The 23,666-nt window shown below is 42.6% G+C and carries 21 protein-coding genes; 4 read left to right on the top strand and 17 right to left on the bottom strand.

Annotated elements, in window-relative coordinates; all coding sequences use genetic code 11:
- Nucleotides 1-34: 34 nt before the first annotated feature.
- Nucleotides 35-2,605, top strand: coding sequence for a M1 family metallopeptidase (locus L1267_RS07005; protein WP_235382449.1), 2,571 nt, complete (start codon nt 35-37; stop codon nt 2,603-2,605).
- 38 nt (nt 2,606-2,643) lie between these two features.
- On the opposite strand, the gene L1267_RS07000 is transcribed toward L1267_RS07005, so the two are convergent.
- On the bottom strand, nt 2,644-3,009 hold the full coding sequence (locus tag L1267_RS07000; protein WP_199526632.1) for a hypothetical protein: 366 nt from the start codon (nt 3,007-3,009) through the stop codon (nt 2,644-2,646).
- Between the two features lie 64 nt (nt 3,010-3,073).
- The gene (locus tag L1267_RS06995; RefSeq protein WP_135923504.1) at nt 3,074-3,943 is read right to left on the bottom strand and encodes a hypothetical protein; all 870 of its coding nucleotides are present in this window, start codon (nt 3,941-3,943) and stop codon (nt 3,074-3,076) included.
- A 232-nt stretch (nt 3,944-4,175) separates the two neighbouring features.
- On the opposite strand from L1267_RS06995, the gene L1267_RS06990 reads away from it, so the two are divergent.
- Genes L1267_RS06990 through yjjG form a run of 3 tightly spaced genes read left to right on the top strand, consistent with a single transcriptional unit; the run spans nt 4,176 to nt 6,349 of the window.
- The gene (locus L1267_RS06990; protein ID WP_135923503.1) at nt 4,176-5,075 is read left to right on the top strand and encodes a phosphoribulokinase; all 900 of its coding nucleotides are present in this window, start codon (nt 4,176-4,178) and stop codon (nt 5,073-5,075) included.
- A gap of 48 nt (nt 5,076-5,123) precedes the next feature.
- On the top strand, nt 5,124-5,663 hold the full coding sequence (gene yjjX / locus L1267_RS06985) for an inosine/xanthosine triphosphatase (protein ID WP_235382448.1): 540 nt from the start codon (nt 5,124-5,126) through the stop codon (nt 5,661-5,663).
- A gap of 11 nt (nt 5,664-5,674) precedes the next feature.
- Nucleotides 5,675-6,349, top strand: coding sequence for a pyrimidine 5'-nucleotidase (gene yjjG / locus L1267_RS06980; protein ID WP_235382447.1), 675 nt, complete (start codon nt 5,675-5,677; stop codon nt 6,347-6,349).
- 56 nt (nt 6,350-6,405) lie between these two features.
- Here yjjG and lpxC read toward each other — a convergent pair whose 3' ends face one another.
- The 15 genes from lpxC to rsmH form a co-directional block, all read right to left on the bottom strand.
- Nucleotides 6,406-7,317, bottom strand: coding sequence for a UDP-3-O-acyl-N-acetylglucosamine deacetylase (lpxC, locus tag L1267_RS06975; protein WP_135923500.1), 912 nt, complete (start codon nt 7,315-7,317; stop codon nt 6,406-6,408).
- Between the two features lie 104 nt (nt 7,318-7,421).
- A complete protein-coding gene (gene ftsZ, locus L1267_RS06970) occupies nt 7,422-8,669 on the bottom strand; it encodes a cell division protein FtsZ (RefSeq protein WP_235382446.1) in 1,248 nt (415 codons plus the stop codon).
- A 21-nt stretch (nt 8,670-8,690) separates the two neighbouring features.
- Nucleotides 8,691-9,923: a cell division protein FtsA gene (gene ftsA / locus L1267_RS06965; protein WP_036971185.1), complete on the bottom strand. Its 1,233-nt coding sequence runs from the start codon at nt 9,921-9,923 to the stop codon at nt 8,691-8,693.
- Nucleotides 9,920-10,699 carry a cell division protein FtsQ/DivIB gene (locus L1267_RS06960; protein WP_135923498.1) on the bottom strand — a complete coding sequence of 260 codons (780 nt, stop codon included), beginning with the start codon at nt 10,697-10,699 and terminating at the stop codon, nt 9,920-9,922. Before L1267_RS06960 ends, ftsA begins: the two co-directional genes overlap by 4 nt.
- Before the next feature lies 1 nt (nt 10,700).
- Complete coding sequence (locus L1267_RS06955) at nt 10,701-11,621, bottom strand: D-alanine--D-alanine ligase (RefSeq protein WP_135923497.1); 921 nt, start codon at nt 11,619-11,621, stop codon at nt 10,701-10,703.
- On the bottom strand, nt 11,618-13,027 hold the full coding sequence (gene murC / locus L1267_RS06950; RefSeq protein WP_206769127.1) for a UDP-N-acetylmuramate--L-alanine ligase: 1,410 nt from the start codon (nt 13,025-13,027) through the stop codon (nt 11,618-11,620). Before murC ends, L1267_RS06955 begins: the two co-directional genes overlap by 4 nt.
- Nucleotides 13,028-13,071: 44 nt before the next feature.
- Nucleotides 13,072-14,145 (bottom strand): undecaprenyldiphospho-muramoylpentapeptide beta-N-acetylglucosaminyltransferase, encoded by a 1,074-nt coding sequence (gene murG / locus L1267_RS06945; protein WP_235382445.1) that lies wholly within the window; start codon nt 14,143-14,145, stop codon nt 13,072-13,074.
- Nucleotides 14,142-15,317 carry a cell division protein FtsW gene (ftsW, locus tag L1267_RS06940; protein WP_135923494.1) on the bottom strand — a complete coding sequence of 392 codons (1,176 nt, stop codon included), beginning with the start codon at nt 15,315-15,317 and terminating at the stop codon, nt 14,142-14,144. The genes murG and ftsW overlap by 4 nt, the downstream gene beginning before the upstream one ends.
- Entirely contained in the window at nt 15,314-16,639 is a 1,326-nt protein-coding gene (gene murD / locus L1267_RS06935) for a UDP-N-acetylmuramoyl-L-alanine--D-glutamate ligase (protein WP_235382444.1), read from the bottom strand. The genes ftsW and murD overlap by 4 nt, the downstream gene beginning before the upstream one ends.
- On the bottom strand, nt 16,640-17,722 hold the full coding sequence (gene mraY, locus L1267_RS06930) for a phospho-N-acetylmuramoyl-pentapeptide-transferase (RefSeq protein WP_135923492.1): 1,083 nt from the start codon (nt 17,720-17,722) through the stop codon (nt 16,640-16,642). It abuts the gene before it with no gap.
- On the bottom strand, nt 17,716-19,104 hold the full coding sequence (locus tag L1267_RS06925) for a UDP-N-acetylmuramoyl-tripeptide--D-alanyl-D-alanine ligase (RefSeq protein WP_235382443.1): 1,389 nt from the start codon (nt 19,102-19,104) through the stop codon (nt 17,716-17,718). The genes mraY and L1267_RS06925 overlap by 7 nt, the downstream gene beginning before the upstream one ends.
- Nucleotides 19,101-20,579 (bottom strand): UDP-N-acetylmuramoyl-L-alanyl-D-glutamate--2,6-diaminopimelate ligase, encoded by a 1,479-nt coding sequence (gene murE, locus L1267_RS06920; protein WP_235382442.1) that lies wholly within the window; start codon nt 20,577-20,579, stop codon nt 19,101-19,103. The genes L1267_RS06925 and murE overlap by 4 nt, the downstream gene beginning before the upstream one ends.
- Nucleotides 20,572-22,389, bottom strand: a complete 1,818-nt coding sequence (locus tag L1267_RS06915; RefSeq protein ID WP_135923489.1) for a penicillin-binding transpeptidase domain-containing protein — start codon at nt 22,387-22,389, stop codon at nt 20,572-20,574. Before L1267_RS06915 ends, murE begins: the two co-directional genes overlap by 8 nt.
- Nucleotides 22,386-22,712 (bottom strand): cell division protein FtsL, encoded by a 327-nt coding sequence (gene ftsL / locus L1267_RS06910; protein ID WP_135923488.1) that lies wholly within the window; start codon nt 22,710-22,712, stop codon nt 22,386-22,388. The genes L1267_RS06915 and ftsL overlap by 4 nt, the downstream gene beginning before the upstream one ends.
- The gene (gene rsmH / locus L1267_RS06905) at nt 22,712-23,647 is read right to left on the bottom strand and encodes a 16S rRNA (cytosine(1402)-N(4))-methyltransferase RsmH (RefSeq protein WP_135923487.1); all 936 of its coding nucleotides are present in this window, start codon (nt 23,645-23,647) and stop codon (nt 22,712-22,714) included. Before rsmH ends, ftsL begins: the two co-directional genes overlap by 1 nt.
- Nucleotides 23,648-23,666 lie beyond the last annotated feature (19 nt).

Genomic DNA, 23,666 nt, shown 5'->3' with positions numbered 1-23,666 from the left:
GTGCCTTTCTAACAACAAAAAATCAGGGATATTTATGTTCTTAAAAAGCCTATTAACGGTAAGTGTTGCACTTGCTGTTAGCTCTGCCCATGCCAATGAATATGTTATCGAAAAGCTTGCCAAGCCTAGCTCACAACAAGTAGCACTAACGCTTGATCCTGCAAAAGACAATTTTTCTGGTCATACCGAAATTGCTTTAGAAGTTCTAAAAGCAACGAATTACATCGAATTAAACGGTATTGATTATGCCGTTAGTATGGCGAAAATTTTAGGTGCAGAAAACTGCGACCTAAGCGCTGAAATGCTAAAAACAGGCAAAGTTAAATTCGCGTGTGAAGAAAAAATTCAGCCTGGTAAATACACTTTAAAAGTTGATTTTACCGCACCTTATAACCGTCAAAGTGTTGGTTTATATAAAACCTTAGACCAAGGTACGCCTTACCTTTTCACCCAATTTGAAATGAGTGATGCTCGTCGTGCATTTCCCGTTTTTGACGAGCCTAGTTATAAAATACCTTTTCAGCTAACAATCACAGCGCCAACATCACAAAAAGTGTATGCCAACACACCGGTATTAAAAACCAAAGTTGATGGTGATATGACAACACACTTTTTTGATAAAACGCCGCCTATTCCTTCTTATTTAGTCGCCATGGCTGTAGGCCCGTTTGAAGAGCTTGAAGTTAAAGGCATGCCGATCCCTGGCCGTGTACTGACTCCACAAGGTAAAATTCACCTTGCTGATTACGCAAAAGAAAATATGCCTCGCGTGTTAAAAGCACTGGAAGATTATTTTGGCATTCCTTACGTTTACAAAAAACTAGACTCAGTGGCAGTACCAGAGTTCCCATTTGGCGCGATGGAAAATGCAGGCTTAGTGACTTACCGTGAAGACATTTTACTGGTAGACCTAGCGACAGCAACGCGCAGCAAAAAAGAGCGTAATGTATCAATTATTGCCCATGAGTTAGCCCACCAATGGTACGGTAACCTAGTGACCATGAAATGGTGGAATGACTTATGGTTAAACGAAGCGTTCGCAAGCTGGATGGCAGCGAAAATCACAGCACAAATTAACCCTGAGTTTGAGTCGCACTTAGATTTACCACAAAATTATGTAATGGCCTTAGATGCACGTTTAAGTACCAAGCCTATTCGTAAACCAATCAAAACTGAAGCTGACATTATGGATGGCCTTGGCCTTGCCTACAGCAAAGGTAGTGCAGTTTTATCTATGGTTGAAAACTGGATTGGCGAAGAGGCATTCCAGCAAGGTATTCGCGCTTACTTGAAGAAATTCTCGTATAAGAATGCAGAAGCCGCGGATCTATGGCAAGCACTAGGCGAAGCGTCTAATAAAGATGTAGCCAGTGTTCTAAAATCGTTTATCGAACAATCATCTTTCCCACTTATCAAAGTAACGCAAGATGGTAAAAAAATTAATATCAGCCAAAGCCGTTTTGTAAATGCTGGCGTTGATGCACCTGCACAACTTTGGAATGTTCCGGTTGCGATTAAGTATGGTGCGGGCGACAAAGTTAAAACCGCAAGTGTGCTGCTTAACAAAGAAACACAGCAACTGACTCTCGACTTTGAGCCTGAGTGGATCTACCCAGATCAAGGTGCAATGGGCTATTACCGTTGGGTATTAGATGATGCACAGTTCAATGCTCTATTAGAGAATGCAGCAGATAAGCTAACGGTGCGTGAGCGCTTAGCGCTGCTTTCTGCTGTTGATTCATTACTTGATGCAGGTGTTATTTCTGCCGCTCACTTAATGCAAACTTTAGAAGCCTTTGTGAGTGATGCTCACCCATTAGTAGCAAACACAGCATTAGGTTACCTAGCTTCTCAAAAACGTGTATTCGAAGACGACAGCAACCGTGATTTATGGCCTAAGTTTATCCGTAACAGCATTGCTCCTGCCGCTAAGCAATATGGTTTAACAGCAAAAGCAGATGAAGACGCGGCAGTATCACAATTACGTGCGCAAGTGATTACGCGTTTAGGTTTTGATGGTGAAGATCAAAAAGTAATTGATACCGCAAAAGCGCAAGCAGCACTTTACTTAAATAATCCTGAAAATGTAGACCCATACTTAGCATCAACTTACTTAAATCTTGCTGCTTACCATGGTGATGCGAAGTTACTTGAAAAGTACAAGCAAACCTTTAAAACCACCAAAGATCCACAAGTACGTACTAAGATGCTGGCAGCAATGGGTTACTTTGGTAAACCAGAGCTACAAAAAGCAGTACTTGAATACAGCTTAACTGATGACGTAACAGCCTCAGATATGCGCACGCTGTTAGGTGGTTTAGGCTATGGTAAAGAACGTGAAGCACTGTTTATTGAATGGATTTACAACAATTACGATGCGATCACTAAGAACTTACCACCGTTCTTTGTACCAAACTTGCCGTTCTTCACTACCGCAAGCTGTGATGCACAAAGCCTAGAGAAAACCAAAACCTTCTTCAATGATAAAATCACTGAAGTACCAGGATATGCTCGCTCTCTTAGTAAGCTTGAAGAAAGCGTTAATGATTGTATTGCACTGAAAAAACGTGAGTTAAGTTCAGTAAATAGCTTCCTTAAACGCTAACCCTACTAGATGCAAAAAGGGCCACAATGTGGCCCTTTTTATTGCGCCAAAATAGCGCTTAATTTATTTATAAATTGCTCAGCCGCTTCAGAGGAAGTGACTTTAAATGCGATACCATAATGAATGGGATGCGCACTTTTATAAATTCGCGTTGGAAAGCGTGTCATTTCACTGCTGTGAAAATAGTCTTTAACACGCGTAATACCTTCGATTGCATCAAAGTCAGCACTAAATACTTCAAAAATTGGTCTAATAACGATTTTAGCTTGGCCACTTTGCTCATGAACATAAAAAGCTTCTTTTGAGTTTGCAGGCATAAATTCGTTAATATTCTTAATTTTAAAATTACTGCGACAGCCCGCTTTAACCAGCTGTACACTAAGTTGTTCGGCAGAAAAAGACAAATGCGTCCCTTATCAATAGCGTTAATTATTAGTCACAGTACAGCAATCAGTGTAAAACCGTTACTCATTTATTACACACAAATGCCAGTTTGTTATGTTTATAATTTAAACGCGAAATTGATCCTTCACAAAAACGCCTTAAATCAAGCCATTGTGATACCACTTCAGGCTCTGTTAGGCTGCGCTTGTAAATTCGGTTATTAACCGCATATGCCAAAGTGTTTTGATCAATTAAAGCAAAATCTTGCACTGAGTCAGGTAACCTAAATAAGTCACTGACCTCTTCAGTTTGCGGCGCAAAGCGTGCAACCCAATGTTGATTATCTTTGTTATAACTAAATAAATAACTGTTTGTGTGTTTATCAAAAACTAACGTACGGCCAATATCAGCTGCAATTACTCGCGGTTTAGCGGCTGCAATACTCGTGTACTGCAAGGTATGTGGTTCACCTAAAATAAACATAATTAGGTCGTTTTCAGCACCCCATGCATGGTAGCCAACAGGTTCAATCCATTCAAAAATACGGCTTGCAGTTTGCTCATTAGCAAGCGGATATTGCCATAACTTTTGTTTGCCATCTTCTTCGACAACGATTGCTGAGAGAGCCTGCTGATTTGGCATTAAAGTTGGTGAATATTCACTAACAGCCGTATTGGTTATATTCACGCTAGTTTTTGTAGCAAAGTTATAAAACACAATATCTGTTTGTGACTGTCCAGTTTCAGCAATAACCTCATGGGTGTAATACAGCCCTGAATCAACTAAAAATGGCTGATTGTTGTAACTTTTATTATCGGTTATCCGAGAGACTTTCATACCGTAAGGAGTGTCAAAATCAGCAAGTAGTATTTCGCTTTTTGGCATCGCAGCATTTACGTGACTAGTAAAAAATGTCCCTGCGGCGACGAAAAGTAAAGACGAAATCAATTTCATAGGGTTCTCTCTTTTAATTTTTATATGCCATGATAGCGCTAATTAATCTGACAGTCACTTGACCTTACCATGCTCGACCTTTATAACTAGGGAGTGTTCGTTTTTTATCAGTTTCGACTGATTGATTTTATGCACGCTACACCAATCGTGTTAAGTTACTGACCATTCTGCCTGCGCGCTAGAATGTTTCAATATTTAAGTCGATTGGTATCAACAAATAACGAGAATAATTATGTCAGCTAAACACCCTATCATCGCAATTACAGGCTCATCTGGTGCTGGCACCACCACCACAACCAATGCCATTAAGCATATTTTTAGAAGCTTAGATATTGATGCAGCCTTTATTGAAGGAGATAGCTTTCATCGTTATACACGTCCAGAAATGGATAAAAAGGTCCGTGAAGCACAACAAGAAGGCAAGCATATTAGCTATTTTGGCCGAGAAGCTAACGATTTTGGTGCCCTTGAGGAGCTTTTTTATCATTATGGTGAAACAGGCCAAGGAAAAATAAGGCGCTACCTACATACCTTTGATGAAGCAGTTCCTTATAATCAATTGCCGGGGACTTTTACGCCTTGGCAAGACTTAGCACCCAATACCGATATGTTGTTTTATGAAGGTCTGCATGGCGGTGCTGTTGATGAAAATCATGATGTTGCCAAACATGTTGACCTGTTAATTGGCATGGTGCCAATTATCAACCTTGAGTGGATCCAAAAATTGATCCGCGATACCTCTGAACGAGGTCACTCGCGCGAAGCTGTCATGGGCTCAATTGTGCGCAGTATGGATGATTACATTAACCATATTACCCCTCAGTTTTCACGAACACATATAAACTTCCAACGGGTGCCAACGGTTGATACCTCTAACCCGTTCAGTGCAAAAGATATTCCTTCTCTTGATGAAAGTTTTGTTGTGATCCGTTTTCGAGGCATAGAAGACGTAGATTTCCCCTATTATTTGCGCATGATTGAAGGCAGTTTTATGTCACGCATAAACACGCTTGTTGTGCCGGGCGGTAAAATGGGCCTTGCAATGGAATTGGTCTTAACACCGTTGATCAAAGATATTATTTTGAAAAAGCGCGCACTTGAAAATTTAGCCCCAGTTGACTTGCCGATTTAACTCACTCGGGTACACTGCTGGCTCAACCGAAATAATGGAGTCGCCAGCTTGAAAAAAACATTACGTGTTATTGTCGGTTCAAAGAACCCTGTAAAAATTAACGCGGCTAAACATGTCTTTAGTCTTTATTTCCCAGAATATACCATTGAATGCAAAGGTGAGCATGCACCATCGGGTGTGCCTGATCAGCCACTAGGTGAAGATGAAACCCGTATCGGCGCTGAAAACCGTGTTAAGTATTGCCAAAACCACTTTGATGCCGACTTTTATGCCGCAATGGAGGGAGGCGCAGAACAATTTAGTTATGGCGCAGCAACCTTTGCCTTTGTGGTGATTGCAAACAAGCAGCAATTTAGCGTTGGCCGCAGTAGCAACCTACCTTTACCTCAACCTTTTTATGATGCCTTACTGGCCGGTAAAGAGCTGGGAGATGTAATGGATGATGCATTCAATACTGTTAATATCAAGCAGCAAGGTGGCGCTATTGGTTTATTGACCAATCACTTAGCGACACGCGAAAGTACTTATGTACAAGCGCTAACGCTTGCAATGGCACCATTTTTACACCCTACCCTGTTTAATCAGTAATTAGGATAACCATGAAGTATAGCCACGTATTATTCGATGCCGATGAAACACTATTTAGTTTTAATGCATTTGAAGGCCTCAGGGTAATGTTCGCCAATTATGGCGTAGAATTTACTGAGTCAGATTATCATCATTACCAAGCAACTAATAAACCGCTTTGGGTTGCTTATCAAAAGCACGAAATTACTGCCAGTGAGCTACAGATCACCCGCTTTACAGAGTGGGCTAATAGACTAGATGTGCCAGCAAAAACCTTAAATGATGGCTTTTTAGACGCTATGGCCTCTATTTGTGTGCCACTACCTGGTGCGGTTGAACTACTAACCAAATTAAAGCCACACGCCAAGTTAGGCATTATTACCAATGGCTTTGCTAAACTACAGCAAAAGCGTTTAGAGCATACAGGTTTACAGGAGATGTTCGATTGGCTGGTTATTTCAGAGTTAGTCGGTAAAGCCAAACCTGCTCCAGAAATTTTTCAACATACTTTCCAATTAATGGGTAATCCACCAAAAGAGCAGATTTTAATGGTGGGTGATACCGCTGCTAGCGATATTTTAGGCGGTCATAATGTTGGTATCGACACTTGCTGGTTGCAACATCCTGGGGTTGAGTTACCAGAAGATATTAAACCAACTTATCAAATCAATCAGTTGGTCGAGCTTGAAGCGATTCTAGGCTTATAAGCTAAAAAAAAATGACGCTTAAAGCGTCATTTTTTATAACTGTAATATGCTTGCGATTAAGCTGTCGCTACTTCTAAGCCTGGTGCTGGCATAGTCACTGGGGTATCGAATGTTGCCCATTCCCATGCTGACTCAGTCGCCATAATTTTACGAAGTAGTTTATTGTTTAAATCATGGCCTGATTTATAAGCCGTGATTTTGCCTAGAATGTTGTGGCCAGTCATAAACATGTCGCCCACACAGTCTAAGATTTTGTGTTTAACAAACTCATCGCTATAACGTAAGCCGTTTGGATTTAGTACTTTAAACTCATCCAATACAACTGCGTTATCCATGCTACCACCTAATGCTAGGTTGTTAGCGTGCATATACTCGATATCTTTCATAAAGCCGAAAGTACGTGCGCGGCTGATTTCTTCTGTGAAGCTTTGCGTCGTAATATCTAAACCGATACGTTGGCGGCTTTCATTGATTGCAGGGTGATCAAACGCAATTTCAAAATCGATGTGGAAACCATCGTATGGTTCGATCTCAGCCCATTTATCGCCTTCTTCAATACGTACTTTTTCTTTAATACGAATAAAGCGCTTAGCTGCATTTACTTCTTTAATGCCGCCTTTTTGTAACAAGTAGATGAATGGTAATGCACTACCATCCATAATAGGTACTTCTGAGCTGTCTAATTCAACAATTAGATTATCAATACCCATTGCCGCTACCGCCGCAATAAGGTGCTCAGTCGTTGATAAGCGAACGCCATCTTTGTTTGTTAAACAGGTACACAATTGCGTATCACCAACGGCTTCAGGTGTTGTTTCAAAATCAACAACCGGATCAAGGTCTACGCGACGAAATACAATCCCAGTATTTGCGCTCGCAGGTCGGAGAGTAATAGTGACCTTCTCACCTTTATGAAGTCCAATTCCTATGGCTTTGACTACTTCTGCAATCGTACGCTGTTTAATCATAGGTTCGCTCACTTATAGTTACAGTTAGACGGCAAATTGTATCATAAATACATTCAGCTGCCAATTTGTTTATTTATCGAACAAAATTACCAACAAAATCTGTCTTAGTCAGCTTGCTTTCTTAGGAAAGCAGGAATGTCGAAATAATCGCCACCTTCTGATTTATCAGACTTTTTGCTGATCTCAGTGCTGCTAGAAACTGAGCTGCTCGCTGTGCTTTGTTGTACTGGCTCTTGCTTTTCAGGTGCAGCAGACATGCTTACATCATCGCTGCTGCCTTGACTTGCAAAGCTTGGTACATACATGCTGCTAGTCGTTTGGTTCATTGAGCTATGTACATCAGAGCCTGATGCTTTCTTAAAGCCATTATCAACAATTCCAAACTGTGGACGACGATCGCCGCCTAAACCTGTTGCAACAACTGTTACGCGTAGTTCATCACTCATTTCAGGGTCAATTACCGCACCAACAACCACTGTTGCGTTTTCTGATGCAAGTGCCTTAACGTGATTACCTACAATTTCAAATTCTTCAATCGCAATATCCATACCTGCTGTGATATTAACCAGGATACCTTTAGCACCGGTTAAATCGACATCTTCAAGTAATGGGCTTGAAATAGCTGCTTCTGCCGCTTCTTGTGCACGGTCAGGACCAGACGCTGATGCAGTGCCCATCATCGCAGTACCCATCGCTGACATAACTGTACGTACGTCGGCGAAATCCACGTTGATCAGACCTGAACGTGTAATTAGCTCTGCAATACCTTGTACCGCACCAAATAAAACGTCGTTTGCTTTTGCGAAGGCATCTAATAGTGTAGTGCCTTTACCTAAAACTTTAAGCAATTTATTGTTCGGAATTGTAATAAGCGAGTCTACAATTTCTGACAACTCATTAATGCCTTGTTCAGCTGCTGCCGCACGTTTCTTACCTTCAAAGTCAAACGGACGAGTTACTACAGCAACCGTTAAAATACCTAACTCTTTAGCAATTTTAGCAACCACTGGTGCAGCACCGGTACCTGTACCACCGCCCATACCGGCAGCGATAAATACCATGTCAGCACCTTCAAGGCTGGCACGAATTGTCTCAGCGTCTTCTTCTGCTGAGTTTCGACCTACTTCAGGGTTCGCCCCCGCACCTAAGCCTGAGGTGATTTGTGTGCCTAGCTGTACAGTTACATCAGCCGACGAATTACGTAATGCTTGTGCATCCGTATTCGCAGCAATGAAACGTACGCCTTCAATTTGTTGTTTTACCATGTGCTCAACAGCGTTACCGCCGCCACCGCCCACGCCAATTACTTTAATGACAGCTTCTTCGCTGTGCTGTTCCATCATATCAAACATGTTTACTCTCCGACTTGAGTCTTAAAACTCACCTTGGAACCATTTAGTAATACGGTTCCACCAATTATTATCACCTTCCGCTTTCGACTTTTGTGCATTCATCGATTGCATTGTACGGCCGTATTGTAACAAACCAACCGCGGTCGCGTACGAAGGATCATCTACATAATCTGTCAAACCAACAATCCCGATTGGTTTGCCAATTCTGACCGGCATTTGGAAAATGTCTTCTGCCACTTCCATTGCGCCAGTCATTTTTGCTGTTCCGCCTGTAATGACGAGACCTGCAGCAATCTGGTCTTCTAAACCTGAGCGGCGTATTTCTTCCATCGCCAACTCAAATAATTCTCTAAAACGAGGTTCAACAACCTCAGATAAAGTATGACGCGACATGATTCGCGCTGGACGTCCACCTACACTTGGTACTTCAATAGTGTCTTCATTGCTTGCCATTTGGCTGCTTGCACATGCGTATTGTACTTTGAGTGACTCTGCATGTGATATAGGTGTTCTAAATATTTTTGCAATATCACCAGTCACTTGGTTACCAGCAACCGGAATAACAGCCGAATGACGCAGCGCACCATTGATATAAATAGTGATGTCCATTGTACCACCACCAATATCTAATACAGCGACACCTAACTCTTTTTCATCATCCGTTAGTACTGAGTAACATGATGCCAGAGCCGTAAAGATCAACTGATCGACTTCAAGGCCACAACGTTCAACACACTTTTCAATATTCTTTGCCATATCGTTCGAGCAAGTAATAATGTGTGCACGGGCTTCCATACGTACACCGCTCATACCTAATGGGTTTTTAATCCCCTCTTGCATGTCGATGCTGTATTCTTGTGGCAGAGCATGTAACATTTTGCGTTCAGCCGAAATAGGCACTGAACGCGCGATATGAATTACATTCTCGATGTCTTCATCAGTCACTTCAGTGTTATTGATTGCAACCACACCGCTTTCATTCTGACATTGAATATGTTTACCAGATATACCTAAGTAAACAGAGCTGATACGGCAATCAGCCATCAACTCCGCTTCGTCAATAGCACGACGAATCGATTCAGAAACAAGGTTAAGGTCGTTAACGCCGCCTTTATCCATACCATGCGATACTTGGCTGCCAACACCCACAATACTGAGTTTATTATCTGCGGTGATCTCACCAACGGTGGCTACTACTTTTGATGTGCCAACGTCTAATCCAATCACTAGGTTTCTTTCTGCTGACTTAGTCATGCCTTACTCTTATTTTCTAATTGCTCTTCTTGAAGTGGCTTCCAGCTCACTGCAAGACCGGTATCGTACCGTAAATCAACAACATCAATTTGTGCATCTGCACGTTGTTCCATGCGCGGATACACATCAATAAAACGCTGTACACGCTTTGCTTTTTCTTTACGACCTAAATTCAGGCGAATGCCGTTATCAAGCCATAACTGCCATGAAAAGCGCTCTGAAAGCGCTAAACTTGTCAGCTCTAAATTATTGACCTTAAGCATTTCTTGAAATTGACGAAATGCTGTCCAGGCTTCAATTTCACTTCCCTCTGGGCCATAAAGCTGAGGAAGTGTATCTGGTAGCTTATCGCTAGTTGCTTCAAACACCTCACCTGATTGATTTAAAAGCGCTCCACTATTCCAGTGCGCAACTGCTTGATGCTCTACTACGTATACTTGCAGAGTATCTGGCCATTGCTTTCTTACTGAAGCTGTCGCAACCCAAGGTAAACTTTGTACCAAGCGTTGCACATGTTTCACGTCTAATTCAAAAAAACTCGATAAATCCGCTTTTTTTATTGCGCCAATAATCGCTTTTTCATCTGTATATTTGGGTTGTCCTAATACCGATAAATGCTTTATTTGCGCATCTTTATTTTCAACTAACCAGTCAGACACACCTGTCGTGATTTTTACTAGACCAAAAACCACGACTAAAAAAAAGCTCACACCAAATATCAACGACCAATTAAGTTGTTGTTTTAACTGCTTTGCTTTTTCTAAAACCGGATGCATATTAAAGCGTTTGCTCCAAAATGCGAACCACTAATTGTTCAAAGCTAGCACCGTTTGCTTTTGCCGCCATAGGTACTAACGACTTTTCTGTCATTCCTGGCACAGTATTAACCTCTAATAAATAGAAGTTACCTTGCTGATCACGCATTGCATCAACACGACCCCAACCACTTGCACCGACTAAATCAAATGCTTTTAATGCCATATCTTGCAATAACTCAGTCTCTTGTACTGATAAATCAGCTGGGCAATGATACTGAGTTGTGTTCGATTGATACTTAGCTTGGTAGTCATAAAAACCATTTGGCGTGGTCATCTCAATAACAGGCTGAACATCTTGACCAAGTACCGCTACAGTAAATTCACGCCCAGTGATCCACTGCTCTACCAACACTTGACTATCAAACTTAAATGCAGCGTTTAAAGCGGCATCTAGTTGTTCTGCGCTGCTTGCTTCTGCCATACCAATGCTTGAGCCTTCATGTGACGGTTTTACCATCACTTTGCCAAATTCATTAATAATTGCTTGGCTATCAAATCCATTACGGCTATCAACAACAGTATATGGTGCAGTGCTCAGGCCCATTGCTTTAAACAAGTGCTTACAGCGAACTTTGTCCATCGCAAGCGCAGAGCCAAGAACGTCACTACCGGTATACGGAATACCCATAAATTCAAGTGCGCCCTGAATGGTGCCATCTTCACCACCACGACCATGAAGCGCAATAAACACGCGCTCTATATTTAAATCCTTTAATTGCCATAATGAGTTATCTTTTGGATCAAAAGCAATGGCGTCAACGCCAACGCTTTGCAAAGCGTTCAATACGGCTTGGCCTGATTTTAGCGAGACATCTCGTTCGGCAGATGTGCCACCAAAAAGTACCGCTACTTTGCCAAATTTGTCGCTTAACTGGCTCATATATTTACCTGCTTTAGTTGTTCAACTGACAAGTTGGTTGCTGCTAACTTTTTCACTAACTGGCCTATGTTACCTGCGCCTTGTGTTAAAACTAAATCATTATCTTGCAGGGTATCTGCAAGAACACCCGCAAGCTCAGAGCTGCTAGCGATATGTAATGGCTCTTTACCTCGTTGGCGTAAACTACGGCATAAACTCTTACTATCAGCTCCCACAATAGGCTCTTCGCCCGCTGAATACACATCTAACAGTAATAACTGATCAACGTCAGCCAGTACTTTGACAAACTCCTCGTATAAATCACGAGTACGGCTATAACGGTGAGGCTGATAAACCATCACTAAACGTTTATCTGGCCAACCCTCACGAACCGCTGCAATCGTTGCTGCTACTTCTGATGGATGGTGTCCATAGTCATCAACTAGCATCACGCTGCCACGCTCATTTTCAAAGGTACCGTAATGCTGAAAACGACGGCCTACCCCTTCAAACTTTGTTAACGCTTCTAAAATCGCGTGGTTAGCAATGTTTTGATCTTTTGCCACTGCAATCGCCGCTGTCGCGTTAAGTGCATTGTGCTTGCCAGGCATATTAAGCGTTACAGCTAAGCTTTCGCCTTGCTTATTTACTACGTTAAATGAACAAGTATTCGCAGTTTGACTAAAATCAAGCATGCGATAATCAGCTTCAGCCGATTCACCATAGGTAATAACAGGGCGTCCAAAACGCGGAATAAGCTCTGCCGCAACTTCAGAGTCAATACACACGACAGCTAAACCATAAAACGGTAAGTTATGAATGAAATCAACATAGGTGTCTTTCATTTTTTCTAAGCTGCCGCCGTAAGTATCCATGTGATCTTCTTCAATGTTTGTGATCACCGATACCATAGGCTGTAAATGTAAGAATGACGCATCACTCTCATCAGCTTCTGCAATTAAGAAATCGCTTTTACCGACCTTGGCATTACTACCAGCACTGTTTAACAAGCCACCAATAATAAAGGTTGGATCAAGACCGGCTTGAGCATAAATGCTGGCAATTAAACTGGTTGTTGTGGTTTTACCATGGGTGCCGGCCACTGCGATACCGTGGCGAAAACGCATTAATTCAGCAAGCATTTCTGCGCGGCGAACAATAGGAATTCGCGCCGCTTTAGCTGCTTTAATCTCAGGGTTTTGCTCATTAATAGCACTTGATACCACCACAACACTGGCATCTTTTACGTTGTTTTCGTCATGACCAATAAATACTTCTGCACCCACTTGAATTAAGCGTTCAGTCATCGCACTGTGCGCAATGTCAGAACCCGTGATGCGGTAGCCTTCAAAAGCAAGTACTTCGGCAATTCCACCCATGCCTGCACCACCAATACCAACAAAGTGGATGGTGTCGATACGACGCATCGCAGGACGAGTGTTGTTTTCTTTCTTCGTGCTTTCTTTCACTACTAATCTCTTCTATCTGCTAGTTGCTCACAGCGTTTGGCAACATTGGCTGTGGCATCTAAAATAGCAAGCTGTTTTGCTTTACTTGCCATTGTTGAAATTTTCTCTGGTGCGTTTATATACGGTGTTAATAATTCAACGACCGCTGTTTTATTAAACTCACTTTGCTGCATAATCAGCGCGGCTTGCTCAGTCACTAAATACTTTGCATTGGCCGTTTGATGGTCATCCACTGCATGTGGAAAAGGCACAAATAACGCCATTCGACCCGCTGCGGCAATCTCACTAACCGTTAGCGCACCAGCGCGGCAAATTACCAAATCGGCCCACTGATATGCACTATCCATATCATCAATGAATTCAGCAACTTTGCTATTTTCAGCTAGTCCTAACTGTTGATAGCTGGCAGTCACATTCGGTTCATTATTTTTACCCGTTTGGTGCCATATATTAAGCGTTGTTAGCGCTGAAAGTTCACTGAATACAGCAGGTAAAGTCTCATTGAGTACCTGCGCGCCCAACGAACCACCCACCACAAGCACATTAATCGGCGTAGTCGTCTGTTTAGGTGTAACATTTGCAACACTTGCTCTGACCGGATTACCTACCACTTCACAGTGTTCTTTTGCAAAAGCAGATGGAAAAGCGGCAAGCACTTTATTGGCAAACTTTGCTAACCAGCGGTTACTCATGCCTGCAACTGCATTCTGCTCATGAATAACCAAAGGAATGCCTAAGCTTTTAGCTGCAATTCCAGTAGGTCCGGTCACATAACCACCCATAGCAAGCACCACATCAGGCTTTTGTGCTTTTAAAATTTTACGCGCTTGAAAAATAGCATTAATCACCATAAACGGGGCTTTAATCAAGCGTTTAATACCGTTACCACGAACCCCTTTGACATTAATGAAGTCAATATCAATGTGGTGCTTAGGTACCACTGTCGCTTCCATTCTGTCAGGCGTGCCAATCCAGCTGACCTGCCAGCCTTGCTGCTTTAAAAAATCAGCGACGGCAATACCCGGAAAAATATGTCCGCCAGTACCGCCTGCAACAACAAGTAACTTTTTACTCATCTTTTACCTCCACGTGAGGTTGCCTGCTTAGTCGCCATTTTTGTTTCAAAATCGATCCGCAAAAGTACACCTGTTGCTATGGTCATAATTAATAAACTAGAACCACCGTAAGAAATAAACGGTAATGTTAAGCCTTTTGTAGGTAATATTCCGGCACTTGCGCCAACATTAACCATGGTTTGAAACGCAAACCAGATGCCTATTGCAAAGGCAAAATAGCCTTCGTACTCTTTGCCACACTTCAAGGCTTTTTGACCAATTAGCAAGGCTCTAAATACGAATACACCTAGTACTATCAAAATGCTCAGTACACCAAAAAAGCCAAGCTCTTCACCAATTACGGCAAAGATGAAGTCATTATGCGCCTCTGGTAGATATTGAAGTTTTTGTACGCTATTCCCCAAGCCTTGGCCAAACCAACCGCCTTGACTGTAGGCCATTAGTGATTGTACTAACTGATACCCTTTACCAAACGGATCTTCCCATGGCTCTAAAAAGCCAGTTACACGGGCCATACGGTATGGTTCAGCGATAATTAGCACCACAATGGCTGCAATGCCCGTTAAGATCAGTCCAAAAAACTGCCATAACTTAGCACCGGCTAAAAATAATAAACCGACAGTGGTTACAAAAAGTACAACAACAGTACCTAAATCTGGTTGCATTAAAATAAGCAATGCATAAACACCAAAGACAACGAGTGGCTTAAAAAAGCCTTTTAGGTTTTCTTGTACTTCTTCGCGCTTACGAACTAAATAGCCGGCAATATAACTAAAAAAGAACAACTTAGCGGCTTCTGCCACCTGAAAACCTACAGGGCCTATGGGGATCCAACGTTTAGCACCGTTCACTTCGCGGCCAACAATAAGTACCAACACCAGTAAACCTAAACCCAATAACAATAAATAGGCATTACTGCGTTTCCACCAGTCCATAGGCACACTTGTGGCAATCCAAAATAGAAAAAAGCCCATGATTAAAAACATGCTATGGCGAATAATAATGTGATACGGATTATCAAATAATCGTTCTGCGGTTGGCATTGAAGCACTTGTAACCATCACAAAACCAACACCTATCAACATCAACATACAATACAACAACGGCACATCATAAAGCTGTGGCGATTGCTTAGGGGTTAATGCTTCACGAATGTCGGCAAATGCGATCATATTGCCTCCGCCAATACGCACTGCGCAAAGTCATCACCACGTTGCATATAGTTGTTATACATATCAATGCTGGCACACGCAGGAGCAAGCAATACGATGTCACCGCTACTACTTAACTGCTTTGCCAATTGCACAGCTTCATGCATATTCGTGGTTAAATGGCCCTTTTCAGTTAATGACACCAATGCTTTAGCATCTTTACCAAAACAAATAAGAGCTTTCACTTTGTCATTCAAATAGGGTTTCAAGGCATCTAAATCAGCCCCTTTTGCATCACCGCCAGCAATCACAACTAATTGCTTTGCTTGATCAGCTAAGCTTTCAATAGCAGCGATGGTTGCGCCAACGTTGGTCGCTTTTGAATCATTAAAGTATTTCACTTCATTAATTTCAGCGACAAACTGACAACGGTGTGCAAGCCCAGTAAACGTACTAAACGCTTGCTGATAATGCTCTGTAGAAATGCTAAACGGGCTTAGTAGCGCCATAACTGCTAGTGCATTTTGTTGATTGTGTGAGCCAACAACTTTCAAACAGCTTGCAGGTAACACAGGTTTACCTTGTGCTGCAAAGTACGTCTCACCTTGATGCTCTACTAAGGCAAAGTCTGCATTTGCAAGTGCAAAGCTTACTTGTGGTTGCTTTGCTGTATGGGTTGCCACATCAATGGCATTCACAACAGCAAGCTCTGAGCCGTTATAAATACTTTGCTTTGAGTCAATGTATGCTTGGTAACTTGGGTAGCGATCAAGGTGATCTTCGCTAACATTCAATACACAGGCACTTTTCGCTTTTAAGCTGTGCGTGGTATCAAGCTGAAAACTCGATAGCTCAAGTACATAAACGTCGTAATCTTGCGACAATAAATCAAGTACTGCTGTGCCAATATTACCGCCAAGCCCTACTTTATAACCAGCGGCTTTCAGTACTTCAAACGCCAAGGTAACCACTGTCGACTTACCATTAGAGCCTGTTACCGCAACAATTGGTTTATCGGTTAAACGGGCAAAAAGCTCAACGTCACCAATCACTTCAACGCCCGCAGCAATGGCGTTTGCAACAGCCGGTGTAGCAAGGCTTAGACCTGGGCTGATGATAATAATGTCATTGCTGGCTAAGTCTGCCTGTTCTAAATCACCAAAAAACGTAGTTAACTCGCTGGCATGCTCGTTTAGCCAATCCGCACCCGGAGGCGCCATGCGGCTATCAACAACTATTGGTTTAATATTCTGAGACAATAAAAAACGCACAATGCCCAGACCGGTTACACCGAGTCCGAGCACTGAGATTTGTTTGTTTTTTATCTCGTTAATAACTGTCATTTACCTGATCTTTAATGTCGCAAGGCCAGCTAGAACTAGCACGATTGAAATAATCCAAAAGCGCACAATTACGCGCGGCTCCGGCCAACCCTTTAATTCATAATGATGGTGAATAGGCGCCATTCTAAAAATACGTTGACCACGTAATTTATAAGAGCCTACTTGTAAAATCACCGATAATGCTTCCATTACAAACACACCACCCATGATGATAAGTACCAGTTCTTGACGGACAAGCACCGCAATAATACCCAGTGCACCACCGAGTGCTAATGAGCCTACATCACCCATAAATACCTGTGCTGGGTAAGTGTTGAACCACAAGAAACCCAGTCCTGCGCCAACTATGGCAGTACATACAACCACAAGTTCGCTTGCTAATGGCAAATGCGGAATATGTAAGTAGCTTGAGAAGTTAACGTTACCGGTTAAGTAAGCAATAATAGCAAGCGCCGCAGCAACCAAAATGGTTGGCACAATTGCTAAACCATCAAGACCATCCGTTAGGTTTACCGCATTCGAAGTACCTACAATTACAAAATAGGTCATCACGATATAAAACAGCCCAAGCTGTGGTAACACATCTTTAAAAAACGGCACAACTAACGAGGTTTCACTGCCTTGTTGCGAAGTAAAATAAAGCGCACTGGCAACCACTAATGCAATCACTGATTGCCAAAAGTATTTCCACTTCGCAATTAGGCCTTTAGGGTCTTTGCGGATCACTTTACGGTAGTCATCAATAAAGCCAACTACACCTAATGACCCCACCACAAATAAGGTTGCCCATACATATTTGTTTGAAAGGTCAGCCCACAGTAATGTACTGGTAAAAATCGCCCCTAAAATCAAAATGCCACCCATGGTAGGCGTGCCTTTTTTAGATAGGTGAGATTCGGGGCCGTCGTGACGTACCACCTGACCAATTTGCATTTTTTGTAGGCCACGAATAAGCTTAGGACCAAAATAAAGAGAGATAAGCAGCGCAGTTAAAATACCTAAAATCGCACGCAGCGTAAGGTAAGAAAAAACATTAAAGCCACTATAATATTGTGTTAAATACTCTGCCAGCCAAACTAACATGACGATACTCCATTGTTGCCATCTTGCTGGCTATTAACTAAATCTGCTACCACTAGTTCCATACGAGAACTGCGCGATCCTTTTACTACAAGGGTGGTCTTTTGCTGAGATTCAGTAAGCACACTTTGTAATTGTTGTAATAGTTGTTCACGGTTCGAGAAGTGACGATTGGGTTTTTCAAATACATCACTGGCCGACTTGCTTAATACGCCTAAGCTGTATAGCTCATCAATGCCTTTTTGTTTTGCATATTCGCCTACTTGCTGATGATAAAAGCGGGCTTCTTCGCCAAGTTCGCCCATATCACCTAACGCAAAAATTCGACGTCCCGGCATGTCGCTTAATAAATCAATCGCCGCTTTTACTGACTGCACATTGGCATTATAAGTATCATCAATTACGGTTAGAGTGTCTGATACTTTAAGTACATTGACACGACCTTTGACTTCTCCCATGCCAGCCAATGCCTTAGCAACACTTTCTAGGCTTACACCCAGCTCAGTGGTTAATGCTGTCGCTATTAATGCATTAGCAATATTATGTTTGCCCGGTAATGCGAGAGTAACAGGAACTTTTTGCTGTTTACTGCAAAGCACAAAAGACGCACGCGCTTGCTCGTCAAGCACCACATCTTCTGCCCAGTAATCTAGTTTTTGCTGAGTAGAAAAAAGTTTTACATTGCGATCAGTTAGTTTTTCGAGCCAGTAATCTGCAAAATCACTATCGCTGTTAACGATTGCAACACCGTCAGGTTTTAGGCCGTCGTAGATTTCGCCTTTTGCAGTAGCCACACCTTGTAATGATCCAAATCCCTCCAAATGAGATTCAGCCACATTACAAACCACAGCAACATCAGGTTTAGTCATCGCGACTGTGTAAGCTATTTCACCAATGTGATTGGCGCCTAATTCAATTACCGCGTATTGATGCTGTGGCTCAAGGCGTAACAAGGTCAGAGGTACACCAATGTCATTATTAAAGTTGCCTTTGGTTGCCAGTACTTCACCATGACCTGATAAAATCGCCGCGCACATTTCTTTTACAGTGGTTTTACCCACACTACCTGTAATTGCGATTGTTTTTGGTGCAACCTGTGACATCACAGCTGCGCCAATTTGGCCTAGCGCTATACGTGTGTCACTCACCACAAACTGCACAATATCAACATTAACAGGACGCGCTACAATAGCTGCAATCGCCCCTTTCTCTTTTGCTTGCGCAACAAATTTATGACCATCAAAGTTAGGCCCTTGTAGCGCTAAAAACACTTCACCCTCGCACAGAGTACGGGTGTCGGTGTTAATATTTTTTACCGTTTGATTACCACCTTGGTAATCAGTTGCTAGAACTTTTGCTAGCCAATCAAAATCCATAGGGATCATAACTGCGCCCCTTGCGATTTTTCTTTTAATTGTTGTTGTACATATTGGCGATCGCAGAAGTCGATTCGTGTATCGCCAATAATTTGATAATCTTCATGGCCTTTACCGGCAATTAAAACCACATCATCAGCACCGGCCTGCTCTATTGCATAACTAATTGCTTTAGCGCGATCAGCTTCACAATGGGCTTTTTCAGCATGCTCAAGACCTGCCACCACATCAGCAATAATGGCATTAGGGTCTTCACTGCGCGGATTATCGCTAGTAATAATAATACGGTCTGCGTTGCCTTCAGCAGCTTTTGCCATCATTGGCCGCTTGCCTTTATCACGGTCACCACCACAGCCAAACACACAGCTTACGCCTCCAGGTACATGCTTTTGTAAAGCCTGTAATGCTAAAGCCAACGCATCGGGTGTATGCGCGTAATCAACAATACAGGTTGGCTGCCCTGGTACGCTAAACGCTTGCATACGACCAGCCACTGGTTGCAGTGTTTTGCAGGCAGCAACTAACTGTGCCAGCGGATACCCCATACCAAGTAGAGTGGCCATCGCCGCAGCCAGATTATACAAGTTAAACTCACCAAATAATGCAGACTGCACCTGTGCTTGACCCCAGCTTGTTTCGAATGTTGCCGAAATCCCGGTGTTGCTATAAACAACATCGCTAAAGTAAACATAGCGCGCACCTTCTGGTGCTAAGTTTTTATGGCCGTAGCAAATTAAGTTGTTAAAGTCGTATTTTTCTAACCACTGCTCAACTTGTGTATCATCTTGATTGAGAACCACAATCTCAGGATTGTGATCACGCATCAACATCAGCTTTGCATCACCATAGGCATCCATAGTGCCATGATAATCTAAATGGTCGCGAGATAAATTAGTAAAAACGGCTGCTTTAAACTGACAATGGTCAACACGCTGTTGCACAAGGCCATGTGATGAAACTTCCATTGCAACAACATCGGTGTGCTGTTCATGTAATTCAAACAAAATTCGCTGCAAATCAACACTTGATGGTGTGGTATTAACTAATGGAGTTAATTGCTCTGGATGCCCATAGCCAAGCGTCCCCACGACCGCTGCTGATTTATGACATTGCTGTGCTAAATGCGCGATCATCGCAGTTGTGGTTGATTTACCATTTGTTCCAGTAACGCCAACCAGATCTAATTGTTTTGATGGCTGATGATAAAACGCAGCAGCTAAAGCAGGTAGTTTCTTCGCTAGGTCTGTGACCAAGTAAAGCGATTCAAAATCACTTTCAAATTCGCATAACCTATCAGCAATAATTGCTACAGCGCCATTTTCTATGGCTTTATCTATAAATTGTCCGCCATCAAGTTGATGGCCTTTAACAGCTACAAAAACATCGCCTGTTTTTACGTCTCGGCTATCAAGACGTAGTTGATTAACCAGCAAACTAGTGGCCTCAACTTCAATTTGACTCAGAATTGGTTTTAAATCACGCATCGTTATCTTTGCCTTCTACGTACGCAACCGCATCTTTATCCGGTGCGACGTTTAAAATTCTTAAGGCATTGGAGACAATCTCTGCAAATGCAGGGCCTGCCGTCGCACCGCCATAATAAACATCTCCACCCGGCTCATTGATCAATACTACTACCGCTAAACGTGGATTGCTTGCCGGTGCAACACCAGCAAAGTAGCCGACATACTCATCACCATAACCACCTACAGCGGCTTTTTTAGAGGTACCTGTTTTGCCAGCTGCGCGATAACCATCGACGTGAACTTTTTGTGCCGTGCCGCCTTTTTCGAACACGCTTTCCATCATATGGACGACGGCTTCAACATCTTTTTGCTGAAAAATGCGCTCACCTTCAGGCACTGACTCTTGCTTAAGTACAGTAAGAGGACGCATCACGCCACCAGAACCTAACATGGCATAAAAACGTGCCATTTGTGCGGTGCTCACAGCTAAGTTATAGCCAAATGATAATGCTGCTATTTCATGATCTGACCAACGACGATTAGGGTAAAACAAGCCGCTACTTTCACCGACCATGCCTGTTCCACTATCACTACCAAATCCGACTTTTTGATAAAGCCCGACAAAATAGTCTTTTGGTAAGTCTTGGCTAACTTTAGTCACACCCATGTTACTTGAGTATTTTAAGATTTCTCTTAATGTCATTTCACCATGGTTACGCGTATCTTGGACAAGGCTGCCACCAACACGCATCCAGCCAGGGTAAGTATCAACAATTGAATCCGGTTGAATTGAGCCGTAGTCTAAACCAGCTAAAATGGCTAGCGGCTTAACAGTTGAGCCTGGCTCAAACAAATCAGTAATTGCTCGATTTCGACGCTTATGTGGAGCAGCATCATTAAGGTTATTAGGATTAAACGACGGGCTATTTACCATAGCCAATACTTCGCCTGTTTTTACATCCACGACCATAGCTGAGCCCGAGGTCGCTTTATATGTCAGCACAGCCGATTTTATCGCCTTGTAGGCAATCGCTTGAATACGTTGATCGATACTTAAATGGATATTTTCTGGTTCAACACGTTCACGCTCATCAAGCACTTCGACCTCTCGGCCTTGAGCGTCTTTACGGATTGTTCTTTGTCCTTCAACACCGGTTAACGATTTTTCGTATAATTTTTCAATACCTTCGATACCATGACCATCGATATTTGTGAAACCAATCACATGTGCAGTCACTTCTCCTGCCGGATAGTAACGTTTAGACTCATCCAGCAGATGGATACCCGGTAAACGTAAATCACCAATATAGTTTGCAACTGCAGGTGTTACTTGACGTTTTAAATAAACAAAACGGCGTTTTGGATTATCACGAAGACGTGAGTTGATTTTACTTGGTTCAATGCGTAATACATCCGCAAGCTCACGCCAACGAATGTCATTGTTATAATAAGTAGCGATGCGCTTGTTTAGTTCAGCCGTATTTTCAGCAAGTGCATTTTGATCTTCACCATTCTTACGCGCTTGACGCAGCACCTTGCTCGTTAATGATTTATGCAGTGCCTTGGGATCAGCATACACACTTACAACAGGCACACTCACCGCAAGCTCTTTGCCGTTACGGTCAAAGATCATTCCGCGCTGTACATGTTGTTTTTCAACGCGAACGGTACGTTTATCGCTTTCAGAACGTGCTTTATCGGGCTCAATAACCTGCAAAAATGCGGCACGTGCAACCAGTGTCATAAAGACTAAAAGCAGCACAGAGCACACAAGCATAAAGCGCCATGTGATCAAGGTATTAGTTGGCTTTTTCCCTCTGCTTCTCATTGCAGTACTACCACCTGTTCGTCTTGGCTAGTCGGCCGTTTCATTTCTAATTGCATGGTCGCGATTTCTTCAATGCGCGCATGCTGCGAATAAAACTCTTCTTCTACAAGCAAGTAACGCCACTCGAGATCGAGCTCATCACGTTCTTGCAATAACTCATCTTGTGTTATCAACTGCTGACGCGCTAAATGCGTCACCTGCACAACACTTAAACTTGACGCGAGAATCACAACCAACAAGGCTAAGGTCAGCTTATTAGCAGCAAGACCTTTAAACACTTCAACAAATAAATTAGGTTGGCGATTCGTCGCTTTTGCTTTCATTACAACCTCTTAGCAACCCTTAACACAGAACTGCGTGAACGAGGATTTGCATCAATTTCCGCCTTACTTGGCTTAATGGCTTTACCCACTGCCTTTAACGTCAGGTTTTTATTTATTTGTGCATCAGTTAAAGGCAGACCTCTGGGTATCGCCTCTCCCTTACTCTGTTTTTTAATAAACTGCTTAACAATGCGATCTTCTAACGAGTGAAACGAAATAACCACTAATCGACCACCGGGCTTAAGCACTTCAACAGCAGCTTGTAGTGCCGTTTGAATTTCTTCTAACTCGCTGTTGATATAAATTCGGATCGCTTGGAATGTACGTGTTGCTGGATGTTTATATTTATCTTTTACTGGTACAGCTTCATCAACTAAATCAGCAAGCTGCTTTGTACTAGTGATTGGAGTATGCTCTCGGGTCTCAATGATTTTATGAGCGATACGGCGGCCAAACTTTTCTTCACCATAGGTTTTAATGACATGAGTGATATCTTCAAGTTCAGCTTCAGCTAGCCATTGTGCTGCACTGCGGCCGCTAGTTGGGTCCATACGCATATCTAGCGGGCCATCTTTCATGAAGCTAAAGCCGCGCTCAGCATCATCTAGCTGCGGTGATGACACGCCAATATCTAATAAAATTCCGTCTACTTTGCCAATTAAATCATTGTCTTCAGCGACTGTTTTAAGGTTGGAAAAACGGGTATGGGCAATCGAAAAACGTGCATCATCTGCAAACTTTTCAGCAGCTTTAATAGCTTGTGGATCTTGGTCAATTGCTTGTAAACGACCATGCTCGTTTAAGCGCGCAAGAATTTGTCCTGAATGTCCGCCGCGACCAAACGTGCCATCCATATAAATGCCTTCGGGTTTAATATCCAAAGCGTCTATGGTTTCGTCCATCAGTACAGAGACATGTTCAAATTGCGCTGTCATTAGCTATTTTTTGCCTTTT

The sequence above is a fragment of the Pseudoalteromonas sp. OFAV1 genome (genome assembly GCF_021532595.1).
Classification (GTDB): Bacteria; Pseudomonadota; Gammaproteobacteria; order Enterobacterales; family Alteromonadaceae; genus Pseudoalteromonas; species Pseudoalteromonas lipolytica_C.
Note: the sequence above shows the minus strand (reverse complement) of the source record. Positions and strands in the feature narration are given on the sequence as shown.